General features: G+C 74.8%; 13 protein-coding genes and 1 pseudogene. 6 read left to right on the top strand and 8 right to left on the bottom strand.

Annotated elements, in window-relative coordinates:
- Window positions 1-83: 83 nt before the first annotated feature.
- The 3 genes from AC2A1K_RS17310 to AC2A1K_RS17300 all read right to left on the bottom strand — a co-directional run bounded on the left by AC2A1K_RS17310 (window position 84) and on the right by AC2A1K_RS17300 (window position 3,467).
- Window positions 84-1,388 (bottom strand): citrate synthase, encoded by a 1,305-nt coding sequence (locus AC2A1K_RS17310; protein ID WP_483897541.1) that lies wholly within the window; start codon window positions 1,386-1,388, stop codon window positions 84-86.
- Between the two features lie 220 nt (window positions 1,389-1,608).
- On the bottom strand, window positions 1,609-2,544 hold the full coding sequence (locus AC2A1K_RS17305) for a carbohydrate kinase family protein (RefSeq protein WP_483897540.1): 936 nt from the start codon (window positions 2,542-2,544) through the stop codon (window positions 1,609-1,611).
- Entirely contained in the window at window positions 2,541-3,467 is a 927-nt protein-coding gene (locus tag AC2A1K_RS17300) for an aldose 1-epimerase family protein (protein WP_483897539.1), read from the bottom strand. Before AC2A1K_RS17300 ends, AC2A1K_RS17305 begins: the two co-directional genes overlap by 4 nt.
- Before the next feature lie 86 nt (window positions 3,468-3,553).
- On the opposite strand from AC2A1K_RS17300, the pseudogene AC2A1K_RS17295 reads away from it, so the two are divergent.
- Window positions 3,554-4,871 (top strand): annotated as a pseudogene (locus AC2A1K_RS17295) (NAD(P)/FAD-dependent oxidoreductase); the annotation flags it as partial.
- Between the two features lie 23 nt (window positions 4,872-4,894).
- Here the strand turns inward: AC2A1K_RS17295 and AC2A1K_RS17290 are convergent.
- Both AC2A1K_RS17290 and pdxH read right to left on the bottom strand, forming a co-directional pair.
- Window positions 4,895-6,283, bottom strand: a complete 1,389-nt coding sequence (locus AC2A1K_RS17290) for an MFS transporter (RefSeq protein ID WP_483897538.1) — start codon at window positions 6,281-6,283, stop codon at window positions 4,895-4,897.
- A 17-nt stretch (window positions 6,284-6,300) separates the two neighbouring features.
- A complete protein-coding gene (gene pdxH / locus AC2A1K_RS17285) occupies window positions 6,301-6,924 on the bottom strand; it encodes a pyridoxamine 5'-phosphate oxidase (RefSeq protein WP_483897592.1) in 624 nt (207 codons plus the stop codon).
- A 258-nt stretch (window positions 6,925-7,182) separates the two neighbouring features.
- Between pdxH and AC2A1K_RS17280 the strand changes: the two genes are divergently transcribed.
- From AC2A1K_RS17280 to sepH, 3 genes are all read left to right on the top strand, one after another.
- The gene (locus AC2A1K_RS17280; protein ID WP_483897537.1) at window positions 7,183-8,304 is read left to right on the top strand and encodes a citrate synthase 2; all 1,122 of its coding nucleotides are present in this window, start codon (window positions 7,183-7,185) and stop codon (window positions 8,302-8,304) included.
- A gap of 60 nt (window positions 8,305-8,364) precedes the next feature.
- Complete coding sequence (gene serC / locus AC2A1K_RS17275) at window positions 8,365-9,501, top strand: phosphoserine transaminase (protein ID WP_483897536.1); 1,137 nt, start codon at window positions 8,365-8,367, stop codon at window positions 9,499-9,501.
- Between the two features lie 179 nt (window positions 9,502-9,680).
- On the top strand, window positions 9,681-10,724 hold the full coding sequence (gene sepH, locus AC2A1K_RS17270; protein ID WP_483897535.1) for a septation protein SepH: 1,044 nt from the start codon (window positions 9,681-9,683) through the stop codon (window positions 10,722-10,724).
- Window positions 10,725-10,726: 2 nt separating this feature from the next.
- Here the strand turns inward: sepH and AC2A1K_RS17265 are convergent, their stop codons facing one another.
- Both AC2A1K_RS17265 and AC2A1K_RS17260 read right to left on the bottom strand, forming a co-directional pair.
- The gene (locus AC2A1K_RS17265; protein WP_483897534.1) at window positions 10,727-11,467 is read right to left on the bottom strand and encodes a DUF2537 domain-containing protein; all 741 of its coding nucleotides are present in this window, start codon (window positions 11,465-11,467) and stop codon (window positions 10,727-10,729) included.
- The gene (locus AC2A1K_RS17260; protein ID WP_483897533.1) at window positions 11,464-12,279 is read right to left on the bottom strand and encodes a TrmH family RNA methyltransferase; all 816 of its coding nucleotides are present in this window, start codon (window positions 12,277-12,279) and stop codon (window positions 11,464-11,466) included. The genes AC2A1K_RS17265 and AC2A1K_RS17260 overlap by 4 nt, the downstream gene beginning before the upstream one ends.
- Before the next feature lie 181 nt (window positions 12,280-12,460).
- On the opposite strand from AC2A1K_RS17260, the gene AC2A1K_RS17255 reads away from it, so the two are divergent.
- Window positions 12,461-13,012, top strand: a complete 552-nt coding sequence (locus AC2A1K_RS17255) for a bifunctional nuclease family protein (RefSeq protein WP_483897532.1) — start codon at window positions 12,461-12,463, stop codon at window positions 13,010-13,012.
- A 230-nt stretch (window positions 13,013-13,242) separates the two neighbouring features.
- Entirely contained in the window at window positions 13,243-14,757 is a 1,515-nt protein-coding gene (locus tag AC2A1K_RS17250; protein WP_483897531.1) for a glutamate-cysteine ligase family protein, read from the top strand.
- On the opposite strand, the gene AC2A1K_RS17245 is transcribed toward AC2A1K_RS17250, so the two are convergent.
- Window positions 14,703-16,001: an MFS transporter gene (locus AC2A1K_RS17245; protein ID WP_483897530.1), complete on the bottom strand. Its 1,299-nt coding sequence runs from the start codon at window positions 15,999-16,001 to the stop codon at window positions 14,703-14,705. The genes AC2A1K_RS17250 and AC2A1K_RS17245 overlap by 55 nt on opposite strands.
- Window positions 16,002-16,122: the final 121 nt, after the last annotated feature.

Genomic DNA, 16,122 nt, shown 5'->3' with positions numbered 1-16,122 from the left:
ATCCGAGGGGGACGCGCGTGATCAACGGGCCCTTCCGGCGCTTAGAAGCAGCGAGATACCCGTTCGCTGCGTCACGGGGCCCGCTAGCGCTGGTCCATGCTGACGTACGAGCGCTCGGTCGGACCGGTGTAGACCTGGCGCGGGCGGCCGATGCGGGTGTCCGGGTCGTCGATCATCTCGCGCCAGTGGGCGATCCAGCCCGGGAGGCGCCCGATGGCGAAGAGGACCGTGAACATCTCGGTCGGGAAGCCCATCGCCTGGTAGATCAGGCCGGTGTAGAAGTCGACGTTCGGGTAGAGCTTGCGCTCGACGAAGTAGTCGTCGTTGAGCGCGAACTCCTCGAGGCGCATGGCGATGTCGAGCATCTGGTCGCCGCCGCCCAGCTTCTCGATGATCCCGCGCGCGGTGTCGCGGACGATCGCCGCGCGGGGGTCGTAGTTCTTGTAGACCCGGTGGCCGAAGCCCATGAGCCGGACGCCCGGCTCCTTGTTCTTGACCTTGCGGACGAACTCGTCGGCGTTGCCCTCGTTGTCGCGGATGCCCTCGAGCATCGTCAGGACCGCGGCGTTGGCGCCGCCGTGCAGCGGGCCGAACAGGGCGTTGATGCCGGCCGAGATCGACGCGAAGAGGTTGGCCTGCGACGAGCCGACCATCCGGACCGTCGACGTCGAGCAGTTCTGCTCGTGGTCGGCGTGCAGGATGAACAGCATGTCGAGCGCCTTGGCGACGTCCGGGTCGACCTCGTAGGGCTCGGCGGGCAGGCCGAAGGTCAGGCGCAGGAAGTTCTCGACCAGGCCCAGCGAGTTGTCCGGGTAGAGGAACGGCTGGCCGATCGAGTTCTTGTAGGCGTAGGCCGCGATCGTCGGGACCTTGGCCAGCAGGCGGACGCTGGAGAGGTCGACGTTCGGCTCGTCGAACGGGTCGAGGGCGCGCTGGTAGAAGGTCGACAGGGCCGATACCGCGGACGACAGCACCGGCATCGGGTGCGCGTCGACGGGGAAGCCGTCGAAGAACTTCTTGAGGTCCTCGTGCAGCATCGTGTGCCGCTGGATCTGGTCGGTGAACGTGTCGAGCTGCTGCTTGTTGGGCAGCTCGCCGTACATCAGCAGGTAGCTGGTCTCGACGAAGGTCGAGTTCTTGGCCAGCTCCTCGATGGGGTAGCCGCGGTAGCGCAGGATGCCCGCGTCACCGTCGATGTAGGTGATGTCCGAGCGGCAGGCGCCGGTGTTCACGTAGCCCGGGTCGAGGGTGATCAAGCCCGTCTCGCCGAGCATCTTCCCGAGAGCGACGCCCGAGGAGCCCTCGGTCGCCTCCACGATCTCCATCGTGTGCTCGCCGCCCGGGTACGACAGCGTGGCGGTGCGCTTCTCGGAATCCTCGCTGGCCATCGGCAGTCAGTCCCTCTCGCGCTCGTCGTGAGCGGGAGGGCGGCGGCGCCGGCTCGGCGAGCGAGGTGCCGGGCCGCCCGGCCGCCGGGGGTGTCCCGCGGCGCGCTCCCGCAGCAGTGGGGGTCGTACGAGCGCGAACCGTAGCGCTCGCGAGGTCCGCCACGCAGCACGAGTGGCGGCGCTGCGTGACGTGGCCCCTGTCACTGACGTGACAACCGCGTTACGCAGCGAGCTCGCTGCGCCACGGCGGCTCCGCCCCGGCCCGCGAGACCGTCCACGCGGCGACCCGGGCGGCGAAGTCCAGCGCCGACGCCCAGTCGTCGGCGTCGAGACGGGTGACGGCGTCGCGGTCGAGCGCGTCGTGGTCGGCGAGCCAGCCCAGCAGGGCGCTGTGCACGCTGTCGCCGGCGCCGATCGTGTCGACCAGGGGTCCCACGCTCGTCGCGGGCACCGTGACGACGCCGCCGCCGCGGGTGTGGGCGGCGAGCCCCGAGGACCCGCGCGTCAGGACGACCGCGCCGGCCCCGGCGTCGAGCACGTCCTCGGGCGTGCGGCCCCAGCGCTCGGCGTCCTCGTCGGAGAGCTTGACCAGGCCCGCCACCGTCGCGATGCGGTCGAGGCGGGCGACGACGGCGTCGGGGTCGTCGACGAGCCCGGGTCGCAGGTTGGGGTCGAGGCTGACCAGTCGCCCGCGGTCGGCCTCCCGGACCGCGAGGTCGGCGTAGCGCGACGCGCCGGGCTCGAGGACCAGCGAGAGCGTGCCGACGGCGACCGCCGCCGTGTCCGCGGGCAGCTCGCCGGGGTCGGCGACGAGCCGGTCGGCGCTGCCCGCGACGTGGAACGAGTAGCGCGCGGCGCCGGCCTCGTCGAGCGTGACCACCGCGAGCGTCGTCGGCTCGGGGCCGCGCTGCACCAGGCCGGTGTCGACGGCGTTGGCCTCGAGGCGGCGGATCAGGGCGTCGCCGAAGGGGTCGGTCGACAGTCGCGTGAGCATCGTCGCCGGCACCCCGAGGCGTCCGAGGCCGACGGCGGTGTTGAAGGGGCCGCCGCCGAGACGCGGGGCGAGCGCGGTGAGGGCGGGGTCGTCCGGGCGCCCGTCACCGGTGGGGACCAGGTCGACGAGCGCTTCCCCGCCGACCACGACGCGACCGGTCATCGGTCTCCCCCCGACGGTCCGGCTCCGCCAGGCTCCGCGTCCCGGATCCCCCACGTCACGGTCCACGTCTGCCCGGGCGTGATCACGCGCAGGTCCGTGCCCGAGTTCGCCGCGTCAGCCGGGCAGGTCATCGGCTCGACGGCGACCGCGCGCCCCCGGCCGACGAGGTCGTCGGGCGTGAACACCATGACCCAGCCGAAGCTCGCGTCACCCCACAGCACGGTGGACCGCCCGTCGGGGGCGGTGAGCACGCCGAGGACCCCGTCGGGGCCCGGCGCGGCGCCGAAGCAGGTGTCGAGCGCCAGGTCGCCGACCCGGCGGCCCTCACGCAGATCCTCGTCCGCGGCCACCGGGCGCACGGCGGTCGGGATCCTGCGCTCGTCGGTGTCGACGATCCGGTCCGCCGCGAGCGTCAGGGTGCAGTCGGCGGGCGCGGTGTCCCCGACACGGAGGTAGGGGTGGGTGCCGACACCGGCCGGGACGTCGCCGTCGCCGGTGTTGGTGAGCGCGTGGGTGACGACGATCCCGGCCGGCGAGACGACGTAGGTGGTCTCGGCGTGCAGCGGGCCGGGCCAGCCCCACGAGGCCTCGACGTCGGCGGCGAGCCGCACGGAGTCCCCGGCGCGCTCGACCACCCGCCACGGGCGTCGCCGCAGCAGGCCGTGGATGGCGTGGCCGCGGGCGGCCTCGGTGGCCTCCAGGCGGTACTCCCGCCCGCGCCAGGTGTACGCGGCACCGGCGATGCGGTTGGGCCACGGCACGAGGACGCCGCCCGCGCCCATCGGCGGGGTCGCGTCGACGTCGAAGGTCTCGATGCGGGCCATCCCGTCGACGTCGAGGGCCCGCAGGCCGGCACCGACCTCGGTGACGACGGCGCGGGTCGGTCCGGCGACGAGGTCGATCTGCTCGCCGGTCGGGTGCACGGCGGCACACGCTAGCGGTGTGACGATCGGTTTGCGTCGAGCCACCAGGGGTTTCGTCCCCGGGCCGGAACGGTCACAGGCCGGACATGGGCAGCGACGAGGACACCCCGTCCGGCACGCCGAAGGTCGTCGTCGTCGGCGGCGGGTTCGCCGGCTTCCAGGCGGCGCGGTCGCTCGCGCGGCGCATGGGCAGTGCCGGTGGGGAGGTCGACATCGTGCTCGTCAGCCCCACCAACTACTTCCTCTACCTGCCCCTGCTCCCCGAGGTGGCCGCCGGCATCCTCGAGCCGCGCCGGATCTCCGTCGCGCTCGCCGCGGCCCTGCCGCGCTGCGTGCGCCACGCCCCCGGCGAGGTCGACGAGCTGGACCTCGACGCGCACCGCATCGGCTGGCTCGACCCCGAGGGCGTGCACCACGAGACGACGTTCGACCGGCTCGTCGTCGCGGCGGGCAGCGTGCACAAGGTGCTGCCGGTGCCGGGCGTCACCGAGTACGCGCAGGGCTTCCGCGGCGTGCCCGAGGCCCTGTACCTGCGCGATCACCTCATCCGCCAGGTCGAGCTCGCGGCCATGTGCGACGACCCGGAGGAGCGCGCCGAGCGCCTGACCGTGGTCGTGGTCGGGGGCGGCTACACGGGCACCGAGGTCACCGCCCAGGGCTACCGGTTCACCCGCGAGCTGGCGGCGAGCCGGGGCCTGGGGGAGGTCCCGCGCTGGGTGCTCGTCAGCCGCGGCGAGCTGCTCTCCGGGCTCGACCCGCACCTCGGGCGCACCGCCGACCGGGTGCTGCGCGAGCGCGGGGTCGACGTGCGCACCCACGAGGAGGTCGACGAGGCCACCGGGGACGGCGTCCGGCTCGCCTCGGGCGAGGACGTCCCGACGCGGACGCTGCTGTGGTGCGTCGGCGTGCGGCCGGACCCGCTGATAGACGACCTCGGGGTGGAGGTCGACCAGGGGCGGATGGTCGTCGACGCCCACCTGCGCGTGCCCGGGCACCCGCACGTCTTCGCCTGCGGCGACGCCGCCGCGGTGCCCGACCGCGCGCGTCCCGGCGAGTACACCGCGATGACCGCCCAGCACGCCGAGCGCCAGGGCCGCCTCGCCGGGCGCAACGTCGCGGCGTCGCTGGGCCACGGCCGCAGCAAGGCCTACAAGCACCGTGACCTCGGCTTCGTGGTCGACCTCGGCGGCTACGACGCGGCGGCGAACCCGCTGGGGGTCAGGCTCACCGGGAAGCCCGCGCACGTGGTCGCCCGCGGCTACCACCTGATCGCGATGCCCGGGAACCGTGCGCACCGCCGTCGACTGGCTCCTCGACGCCGCCCTGCCGCGCCAGACCGCGCAGCTCGGGCTCGTGCGCTCCCCCGCGGTGCCTCTCGACTCCGCCTCGCCCGAGGTGCCGCAGCACGGTCTCGGGTTCCCGTCGGATCAGTCCTCGCGCGGGGCCCGTCCCGGCGGGTCGGCGGAGGCGTCGTCGCCGGGGGCGTCCCGCGAGGTCTCGGAGTTCCCCACCGGCGCCCGGTAGCGCCAGAACACCGGGAAGATCGCGACCACCAGGACCGTCAGCACGATCACGCCGAGACCGCCGACGAACGTCGCGGCGCCGGTGCCCCACGCGTCGGCGGCCGGGCCGTGCCACAGGTCCCCGATCCGCGGGCCGCCGGCGACCACGACGGTGAACACGCCCTGCATGCGTCCGCGCATCTGGTCGGTCGCGACGACCTGCAGCATCGTCTGCCGGAACACCGCGCTGACGAGGTCGGCCGCACCCGCCACCGCGAGCAGCGTCACGGCCAGCCACAGCATCGAGGTGAGCCCGGACAGCGCGACGCCGAGGCCCCAGACGCACACGGCGACCGTCACGGCGACGCCCTGGCGGCGGATACCGTGCAGGCGCCCGGAGAACAGCCCGCCGAGTGTCGCCCCGATCGCGATCGAGGCGAACAGCGCGCCGAGGGCGAACCCGCCGCCGGGTGGGTCGCCGAACACCCGCTCGGCCGCCTCCGGGAACACCGCCCTCGGCATGCCGACCGCCATCGCCACGATGTCGACCAGGAACGACACGAGCAGCACCTGGCTGGTCGCGATGTAGCGGAAGCCGGCCAGGACGTCGGCGAACCCGGCGCTGCGGCGCACGGCCCGGAAGGCCCCGCGCACCCCGCCGGGGCCGTCGCCGACCGGTAGGCGCGGCAGGTTGTAGGCCGCCCAGATCGACGCGACCAGGCAGACGGTGTCCACGAGGTAGAGGACACCGACCGACGTGAACGTCAGCGCGACCCCGGCGAGCAGGGGTCCCGCGATCGCGCCGACCTGGTTGACCGTGAACAGCAGCGTGTTCGCCGCCGGCAGCTCGTCGTTCGGCAGGATCCGGGGCAGCACCGCCGCGCGGGTGGGCTGGTTGATCGCCAGGAACGCGGTCTGGACCGCGTAGAGGCTCAGGATCGTCCACGGGCCACCGAGGCCGGTGACGGAGACGACGCCGAGCAGCGCGGACGTCACGGCGATCCCGGTGCCGGTGAACACCAGCAGGCCGCGGCGGTCGACCGCGTCGGCGATCGCGCCGCCCCAGAGCCCGAAGACGATCAGCGGGACGAGTCCGAACAGGCCGGTCAGCCCGACCCACGCCGACGACCCCGTCAGCTGGTAGAGCTGCGTCGGGACCGCGACGACGGTGAGCTGCGCGCCGACGACCGTGACGATCGCGGCGATCCAGAGGCGCTTGAACGCCGGGGTACGCAGGGGCGTGGTGTCGGCGAGGACGCCTCTGCCGGGCTTCCTCGACCGGTTCGGCTCCGCTCCGCTCCGCGTCCCTGCCACCGCGGCATCGTGCGCCTCTACGGCGCGAGGCGCTCCACGACCCACCCCTGGTCGGTGCGCCGGAACCGCAGCCGGTCGTGGAGGCGGTCGCCGCGTCCCTGCCAGAACTCGACGTGCGTCGGGACGATCCGCCAGCCGCCCCAGTGCGGCGGCGGGGGGATCTCCTCCTGGTCGGCGAAGCGCTCGGTCACGGTGGCGAGGAGCTCCTCGAGGGCGGCGCGGTCGCGCAGCACCCCGGACTGCGGCGAGGCCCACGCCCCGAGCTGTGACCCGCGCGGGCGGGTGCGCCAGTAGACCGCCGTGTCCTCGCGCGAGAGCAGCTCGACGGGGCCGATGACCGTGGCCTGGCGCTGCAGCGCGAGCCACGGGAAGGTCGCCGACGCCTGGCGCGTCTGGCGAAGCTGGTGGCTCTTCTCCGAGGTGTAGTTGGTGAAGAACGTGACACCGCTCGGGTCGACGTCCTTTGCCAGCACCGTGCGGGTCGTGAGGCGGTGCTCGTCGTCGCCGGAGGCCAGCACCATCGCGTTCGCGTCGGGCAGGCCGGCGTCCCGGGCCTCGGCGATCCAGGCGAGCAGCTGCTCGTGCCAGGTCGGAGCCAGGTCGGCCGCGTCGAGCGTCGCCGACCGGTAGTTCTCGCGCATCCCCGGCAGGCCCGTGCCCCGTTCCGCCACCCGAACTCCTCGTCCCGTTCATGTCCGATTGCCCGCCGCACGGTAGGCGACGGCCTGGTGAGCGCCACGTGAGCAGGGACACAGACCTCTGCGTTGCCCGCCCGGTGTGCCGCGGAGCAGATTCCAGATGGGCTCGCAGCGCCGCCGTACCCACCGCGGAGCGCGCGCCGAGGTGGGCGACGGGGGCCCGACCGGGACCCCGCGCCGCGTCGCGAGGAGGTCGTCGGAGTGAGCACTGCCGTCCCCGTCGCTGCGCCGGGGTTCTCGCCGGGCCTGGAGGGCGTGGTCGCCTTCCGCACCGAGATCGCCGAGCCCGACCGCGACGGCGGCGCGCTGCGCTACCGGGGCGTCGACATCTCCGACCTGGTGGGCACCGTCGGGTTCGGGGACGTCTTCGGGCTGCTCGTCGACGGTGACCTCGGGCGCCCGCTGCCCCGCGAGGAGCCGGGGCTCGAGCCGCCGTTCAGCGGCGACGTCCGGGTCGACGCCCAGGCGGGGCTCGCCCTGCTCGGGGCGCGGTGGACGCTGCCGCCGCTGCTCGACGCCACCCCGGAGCGCGCCCGCGACGACCTCGCCCGCAGCGCCGCCGCCGCGCTGGCTCTCGTGGCCCGCGCGGCGCGCGGGTCGGAGCTGCCGGCGGTGCCCCGGAGCGTGCTGGACCCGGTCGACGATCCGGTGGAGCGGTTCCTGGTCCGCTGGCGCGGCGAGGCCGACCCGACGCACGTGCGGGCGCTCGACGCCTACTGGGTCTCCGCGGCCGAGCACGGGCTCAACGCCTCGACCTTCACCGCGCGGGTCGTCGCCTCGACCGGTGCCGACGCCGCCGCCTCGCTCTCGGCGGCGGTCGGCGCGATGTCCGGTCCGCTGCACGGCGGCGCACCGGCACGGGTGCTCCCGATGATCACCGAGGTCGAGCGGGGCGGGGACGCCGGCGCCGTCGTGCGCGGGATCCTGGACCGCTCCGAGCGGCTCATGGGCTTCGGGCACCGGGTCTACCGCGCCGAGGACCCCCGGGCCCGCGTGCTGCGGCGGGTGGCGCGCGACCTCGGTGCGCCCCGCTACGAGGCCGCGGCGGCGCTGGAGACCGCGGCACTGGCGGCGCTGCGCGAGCGCCGCCCGGACCGGGCGATCGAGACCAACGTCGAGTTCTGGGCCGCCGTGATGCTCGACCTCGCGGGCGTCCCGGCCCCGATGATGCCGGCGATGTTCACGTGCGCCCGCACGGCCGGCTGGGCCGCGCACGTGCTCGAACAGCGCCGCACCGGCCGCCTCGTGCGCCCGTCGGCGCAGTACGTCGGGCCCGGACCGCGCGGCGTGCACGCCGTCGCCGGCGTGGGGCCGCCGGGCTGAACCACCCGGGCAGTGGCCCACACGACAGCACTCGCCGAGCGACGCTGGGAGGATGACGCGGTGACCACGTCGACCGACACGCTGCAGATTCCCGCCGAGCTCCTGCCCAGTGACGGGCGGTTCGGGTGCGGGCCCTCGAAGGTGCGCCCCGAGCAGCTCGCCCGTCTCGCCGAGGCCGGCGACGTCATGGGGACGTCGCACCGCCAGAAGCCGGTCAAGTCGATCGTGGGGCGCGTGCGCTCCGGGCTGCGCGCCCTGTTCTCCATCCCCGAGGGCTACGAGGTCGTGCTCGGGGTGGGCGGCACCACCGCGTTCTGGGACGCCGCGGCCAGCGGCCTCGTGCGCGAGAAGAGCCTCCACCTGACCTACGGCGAGTTCTCCTCCAAGTTCGCGTCCGTCACCAGGGGCGCACCGTTCCTCGCCGACCCGATCGTCGTCTCCGCCGAGCCGGGCACCGCCCCGGAGCCGACCTCCGACCCGAGCGTCGACCTCATCGGCTGGGCCCACAACGAGACCTCCACCGGCGTCGCGGTCCCCGTCACCCGGCCCAGCGGCTCGGGCGACGCGCTGGTCGCGATCGACGCGACGTCCGGCGCGGGCGGGCTCCCGGTCCGCATCAGCGAGTCCGACGTGTACTACTTCGCCCCGCAGAAGTGCTTCGCCTCCGACGGCGGGCTCTGGGTCGCGATCATGTCCCCGGCGGCGCTCGAGCGTGTCGAGCAGATCGACGCCGACAAGCCGGGCGGGCGCTGGATCCCCGAGTTCCTGTCGCTGTCGACCGCGCTCGACAACTCCCGCAAGGACCAGACCTACAACACACCGGCCGTGGCGACGCTGCTCCTGCTCGCCGACCAGATCGAGTGGATGAACGCCGGGGGCGGGCTGGACTGGGCGACCGGGCGCACCAAGGACTCCTCGGACCGCCTGTACAGCTGGGCCGAGAAGTCGTCGTTCGCGACGCCGTTCGTCGCCGACCCGGCGCACCGCTCGCAGGTCGTGGGCACCGTCGACTTCGACGACGACGTCGACGCCGCGGCCATCGCGGCGACGCTGCGCGCCAACGGCGTGGTCGACACCGAGCCCTACCGCAAGCTCGGGCGCAACCAGCTGCGCATCGGGATGTTCCCGGCGGTCGAGCCGGACGACGTCACCGCGCTGACCCGCTGCATCGACTGGATCGTCGAGCGCCAGTCGTGACGACGCTGCTCTGAACGGGTCACCGGCCGCCGCGCCCGCGGTCATCGTCGGCGTGAACGACGAACACGGGCGCGGCGCGCCTCCCTCGTCCGAGGAGATCCGTGACCTAGCGTCGGTGGGCGAGCACCACGCCCCACCGGACCTGCGGGGCGAGGGCCGCGAGCCGACGGGGAGGCCTGATGCGTCAGCTGCGCGTCGTCGGCCTGGGTGACGACCACGAGACCGTGATCCTCGAGGACCCGATCCGCCACGAGCGCTTCGCGGTCGCCGGGGACGAGCGGCTGCGGGCCGCCGCGCGTGGGGACGTGCGTCGTCTCGGCCAGATGGAGATCGAGGTCTCGAGCCCCCTGCGCCCCCGGGACATCCAGGCGCGGGTGCGCGCCGGCGAGTCCGTCGACGAGGTCGCCTCGGCCGCGGGCGTGAGCTCCTCCCACGTCGAGCGCTTCGCCTACCCCGTCCTCCTGGAGCGTGCGCGGGTCGCGGAGATCGCCCGGCGCGCGCACCCCGTGCTGCCCACCGACCCCACGCGCACCGACGGGCGCACGCTCGGCGAGATCGTCAGCGCGACGTTCGGCGCCCGGGGGCAGGACCTCGACGACGCCCGCTGGGACGCCTACAAGGGAGACGACGCGCAGTGGGTCGTGACGCTGTCGTGGCGGGCGGGGCGCTCGGACAACGTCGCGCGGTGGTCGTTCCGCCCCGGGAGCTCCGGCGGCACCGTCGACCCCCGCGACAACCCGGCCCGCGAGCTGCTGGGCCGCGAGCCGGTCGGCGGCGGTCCGCGACGCGTCGACGCCACGGCCCCCGAACCCACGCCCGAACCCGCGGAGGCCGAGGCCTCCGAGGCCTCCGAGGCGGTCGAGGAGGCACCCGCACTGGCCGTCTCCGGCGACACCGCGCCCGCCCGGCGCGGCGCTCCCTCGGGCAAGCACGGCACGCACGGCACTCATGCCCCGGCCTCGCGCCGGCCCGAGCGCGGGACGACCCGGCGCGGCTCCTCGCGGAACGAGCGCCGGGGCACGCCCACCGTTCCCGCGCCCGCGGCCTCGGACGACCAGGTGCCGACGCCCCGCACGGAGCGCAGCGAGTCCCCGGCCGAGCAGGCCACCGTCGAGACCGCTGCCCCGGAGACCACCGAGGTGGCGCGCCGCGGCAAGCGCTCGCACCCGATCGTCCCGTCGTGGGAGGACGTCCTGCTCGGCACGCGCTCGCCGCGCAGCTGAGCTCAGAACGCCGCGACGGCCAGGAACACCAGCGCGAGCCCGGTGCCCGCGAACGTGCCGTAGACCGCCCAGCGCCAGGTCGGGACGTGGCGGTTGAGCCACAGCGCCGGCACCAGGCCCGCGACCACCGCCGCGTCGACGGCGAGCCCGATCGCGCCGAGCCCGGTGATCAGCGGCGCGGCGAGGGCGAGGTTGGCCAGCAGCACGACCCCGGCGACCAGCACGGACAGCGTCAGCCCCACGCCCCAGGGCGTCGGCTCGCCGGCCGCCGCGACCGCACTGAGCTCGGCTTCCTCGACCAGCGGCCCCGGCGCCGGGACACCGCCGGCGGCCCCGGTGCCGTTCCGGGGCAGCGGCGGCACGGGCGGCGGGTGCGGGGTGCGGGTGACGCCGCGCAGCGCCACGCGGTGGCCGGTGACGGGGTCGCAGTAGTCGACGGGCGCGGCCAGCTCGACCGAGAGGCGCGCGGCGAGCTGCCGGCCCCTGCGGCTGACCGTGTCGGCGGAGGCCCCGCGGCCCGGGCCGAACCCGTGGTCGAGCTCTCCTCGCGGCGTGCTCCCCTGAGGGCGTCGCCTCCCGACCCCGACCGTCGCCGCCACCCGCGCCCACTCCCGCAGCGCGTCGACGAGATCCGGCGGCAGGCCCCAGGTCCGCACCTCGCTGCCGTCGGCGGCCGGCTCCGCGAGCGCGACGCCGGCGACCAGCGCCTGGCCCCGCTCGGCGCGCACCTCCACGACTCTCACCGCCCGCCCCCGACCGGTGGGACAGCAGTGGCGTGGAAGGCGACCGCGGCCGCGGTGGCGACGTTGAGGGAGTCGACGTCGCCGGACATCGGGATGCGGACCCGGACGTCGACGCGCTCCAGCGCCTCGGCGGACAGCCCCGGGCCCTCGGCCCCGAGCAGCAGCGCCACCTTCTCCCGCGCCGCGAGCCCCGCCAGCGCCGCCGGGTCACCGCCGGGGGTCAGGGCCGCGAGCGCGAACCCCGCGTCCCGCAGCGCCGCCACCGCCTCGTCGAGGCCGGCGGTGCCGAACGGCACGCGCAGCACATGGCCCATCGAGACGCGCACGCTGCGCCGGTAGAGGGGGTCGGCGCACTCCGGGCCGACGATCACCGCGTCGACCCCGAGCGCCGCGGCGTTGCGGAAGAGCGCGCCGAGGTTCTCGTGGTCGTTCACGCCCTCGAGCACCGCCACCCGCCGCGCGCCGGCGAGCAGCGCGGCGAGGTCGGGCGCCGGGGCGCGGTCGGCACTCGCGAGCACCCCCCGGTTGAGGTGGAAACCGACCACGTGCGCCATGGTGTCGGCGTCCGTGACGTAGGCGGGCACGTCGATCCCGGCCAGGTCGGGCGCCAGGTCGTCGACCCGGCGGGCCACGCCGAGCAGCGCCCGCGGCGGGTACGGCGAGGCCAGCAGGCGCCGGACCACGACGGTGCCCTCGGCGAGCACGAGTCCCCGGCCGCCCGGGCGATCGGGGCGCCGGTCGGCCCGCGAGAGATCGCGGAAATCGGCGAGGCGCGGGTCCGCCGCGTCGTCGATCTCCACCACACGCGCCACGTGCGTATCGTCCCAGACCGCGATGTCGGGACCGGGACCCGCCGACGGGAGCCGGCCCCGGCGACAGGTGTCGACCGTCCACGGTGGGGCATCCGGTGGCTGGACGCCGAGCCCGGTGGCCGTGGGGGACGAGCGGAACGCAACCCTCCGGCGAGGTCCGGGAACGTGGGAGGCTGGGGCCGTGAGCGAGATGCGGGTGGTCGGTGTACTGGCCGTGGACGACGCGACGCAACAGGGCGGATCGTCGGGCTCGGGCGAGAGCCGACACCCCGTGGTGCTGCTCCAGGAGACCGACGGCAAGCGCTGCCTGCAGATCTGGATCGGCCTGGCCGAGGCCGAGGCGATCGCGCTCGAGCAGCAGGGGCGCCTGCCGGAGCGTCCGCTGACCCACGTGCTGATCTCCGACGTGGTCGTGGCGCTGGGTCGCCGGCTGGAGCGCATCGAGATCACCGAGGTGCGCGGCGGGACGTTCTACGCCGACCTGGTGTTCGACCGGGGACTGCGGGTCTCGGCGCGGCCCAGCGACTCGATCGCGATCGCGCTGCACGCGGACGTGCCGATCCACGCCACCGAGGGCGTCCTGGCCGACGCCGGGGTGGTCGTCGAGGACGACGAGAGCGACGAGACGCCGGGCGCCGGCGGCGGGTCGAGCAGCAGCGACGAGGACGAGGTCGACCGCTTCCGCGCGTTCCTCGACAACATCTCGCCCGAGGACTTCGGACGAAGCGGCTGACGGCCGGACGAAGTCGGCGGATCAGAGGTCACTGAGCATCGGCCAGCGGTCGGTCTTCCCCGTGGCCTACGCTGAACGGACGCTTTCCGCTGGCGGACGGTGCCGGTGGCTGGCGTGATCTCGCGTGCTGTGTCAGCGTGGCCGCTCGTCGGGGTTCGCGTGAGGTGCCGCGCGCCGCCCGCGGGCGGGGCGCGGTGGTTGTCGGATCGTGGACGGGAGCCGGGCGGGTAATGGGCCAGCACCTCACCGCCACCCTCTTCACCGCCTCGGACCAGGCTCGTTACCGGCATCGGATCCACCGGTGCCTCGAGGCCTTCGGGACGATGGTGAGCGAGGGTCGCTTCGCCGGTGCCGAGCCGAGCACCGGCGTCGAGATCGAGCTCGCGCTGGTCGACGAGGACATGCGGCCGGCGATGCTCAACCACGCCGTGCTCGACCGTTCCGCCTCCGACGTCCTGACCTCGGAGCTCGGCCGCTGGAACCTCGAGATCAACCTGCCGCCCCGGCTGCTGCCCGGCGCCACCGCCCGGGATCTCGAGCAGGACATGCTCGACGCGACCTGGTCGGCCGGTGACTGCGCCCGCGACCTGGGCGCCCGGGCGGTCACGATCGGCATCCTGCCGACCCTCGCCGCGGAGCACCTCGCGTCCGACCAGCTCACCGAGGACCCCCGCTACGCACTGCTGAACCGGCAGATGCTCACCGCGCGCGGCGAGCCGTTCCGCCTCGACATCACCGAGCCGCCGGCCTCCCGCCACGGCCCCGGCGACGGCGGGCCCGCCGAGCACCTCGTCCTCGACGTCGACTCGATCGCTCCCGAGGCGGCGTGCACGTCGCTGCAGCTGCACCTCCAGCTCACCCCGGACCTCTTCCCGGCGTACTGGAACGCCGCGCAGGCCATCGCCGGGCTGCAGGTGGCGCTCGCGGCGAACTCGCCGTTCCTGCTGGGCCGCCGGCTCTGGGCCGAGACCCGGATCCCGCTGTTCACCCAGGCCGTCGACACCCGCCCCGTCGAGCTGCGCAACCAGGGCGTCCGGCCGCGGGTGTGGTTCGGCGACCGGTGGGCCCAGTCGGCCTACGACCTGTTCGAGGAGAACGTCCGCTACTTCGGCGCGCTGCTGCCCCTGGCCGAGGACGAGGACCCGTTCGCCGAGCTCGACGCGGGCCGTCCCCCGAGCCTGCAGGAGCTGCGGCTGCACAACGGCACGGTGTGGCGCTGGAACCGCCCGGTGTACGACGTCGCCGGCGGCGTCGCGCACCTGCGCCTGGAGAACCGCGTGCTGCCCGCGGGCCCGACCGCGGTCGACGCGGTGGCCAACGCGATGTTCTTCTACGGCGTGATCCGGGCCCTTGCGGAGTCCGACCGCCCGCCGTGGCAGCTGATGTCGTTCGACGCGGCCGAGGCGAACTTCACCGCCGGCGCACGGCACGGCATCGAGGCCGCCCTGTACTGGCCGGGCATCGGCACCGTGCGCGCCGACGAGCTGGTGCTGCGCCGCATGCTGCCGCTGGCGCAGGAGGGCCTCGCCGCCTGGGGCGTCGACTCCGAGGCGGCGGACCGCTACCTGTCGGTGATCGAGCAGCGCTGCGTGCGCCGCTCGACGGGCGCCACGTGGCAGGTGCGCGCCGTCGCGCAGGCCGAGCGCCGCGGGCTCGACCGGGGCAACGCGGTGATGGAGATGATGAAGCGCTACCTGGAGGGCATGGAGGCCAACGTGCCCGTGCACGACTGGCCGCTGGACTGACCGCGCCGCCGCTGCAGCACCATCCACACCGCGGCGACGACCACCGCGGCGACCACCGATGCCGCCCCGCCGAGCACCAGCGGGGCGCGCCCGCCGAGCTCCTCGGCGAGCCATCCCAGCGCCGGCCCGCCCACCGGGGTGCCGCCGAGCAGGACGACCATCCACAGGCCCATGACGCGCCCGCGCACCTGCTCGTCGACGCCGAGCTGGACGGCGGCGTTCGCGGCGCTGGTGAACAGCAGCTGCGCCGCGCCCGTGGGCACGAGCAGGAGCGCGACCAGCGGGTAGCTGGGCATGAGCCCGGCCGCGACCTCGCAGGCCCCGAACACGACCGCGGCGACGACCACCGTGCGCAGGCGCGGGCGGCCTACCCGGCGAGCGGCGGTGAACGCCCCGAGCAGGCAGCCGACGGCGAGCGCGGAGGTCAGCAGGCCGTAGGACTCGGCGCCGCGCCCGAAGACGTTGCGGGCGACGATGGCCAGCGTCACGAAGAAGTTGATGCCGAGCGTCGAGACGAAGCAGACGAGCACGAGCAGCAGCACCACGTCGGGGCGCCGGCGGACCTCGCGCAGCCCGGCGCGGATCGCACCCGGCTCCCGCGGGGCGCGGGCGTAGGCGAACATCTCGGCCGGCCGCATCCGCGCGAGGCCGACGAGGACCGCGGCGAACGTGACCGCGTTGATGAGGAAGACCCAGCCGGTGCCGACCCCGGCGACGAGCAGGCCCGCGACCGCCGGCCCGAGGACGCGCGCGGTGTTGAACGTCATCGAGTTCAGCGCGACGGCGTTCGCCAGCGCGCCGGAGCCGACCATCTCGCCGGCGAACGACTGGCGCACCGGGCCGTCGAGCGCCGAGAAGCAGCCCAGCAGCACGCACAGGACATAGACCTGGGCGATCGTCACCAGGCCCGTGACGTCGAGCAGGCCGAGCACGAGCGCGCACGCGCCCATGGCGACCTGCAGACCCATGAGCAGGCGGCGCTTGTCGTAGCGGTCGGCGATCGACCCGCCCCAGAGGCTCAGCAGCAGGGTGGGCCCGAACTGCAGCGCCGCGGCGACGCCGAGGGCGACCGGGCTGCCGCCGGAGAGCTCGAGGACGAGCCAGTCCTGGGCGACCCGCTGCATCCATGTCCCGACCAGCGAGACGACCTGACCGGAGGCGAAGAGACGGTAGTTGCGGACCCTGAGGGCCGCGAAGACGCTGCCCCGCGCGCTCTCGGGGTGCGTGCTGTCGACCTCGCTCACCGGAGATCGCCATCGCACGCCATATTGATGAGCTTACCTAACGAGTTGGGGCCTTCCGCGACGTCAGCGACGTGGCGCTGCAGACGTTCAGTGTCCGTAGCGCCACGCCGCTGACATCACC

Source organism: Actinomycetospora sp. 2LY8.5 (genome assembly GCF_057180585.1).
This window is presented reverse-complemented; position numbering and strand designations above follow the sequence as displayed.

Coding starts and splice junctions, on each gene's coding strand:
- AC2A1K_RS17310 (WP_483897541.1), bottom strand. CDS start 1,388: ATGGCCAGCGAGGATTCCGAGAAGCGCACCGCCACGCTGTCGTACCCG.
- AC2A1K_RS17305 (WP_483897540.1), bottom strand. CDS start 2,544: ATGACCGGTCGCGTCGTGGTCGGCGGGGAAGCGCTCGTCGACCTGGTC.
- pdxH (WP_483897592.1), bottom strand. CDS start 6,924: ATGCGCGAGAACTACCGGTCGGCGACGCTCGACGCGGCCGACCTGGCT.
- sepH (WP_483897535.1), top strand. CDS start 9,681: ATGCGTCAGCTGCGCGTCGTCGGCCTGGGTGACGACCACGAGACCGTG.
- AC2A1K_RS17250 (WP_483897531.1), top strand. CDS start 13,243: ATGGGCCAGCACCTCACCGCCACCCTCTTCACCGCCTCGGACCAGGCT.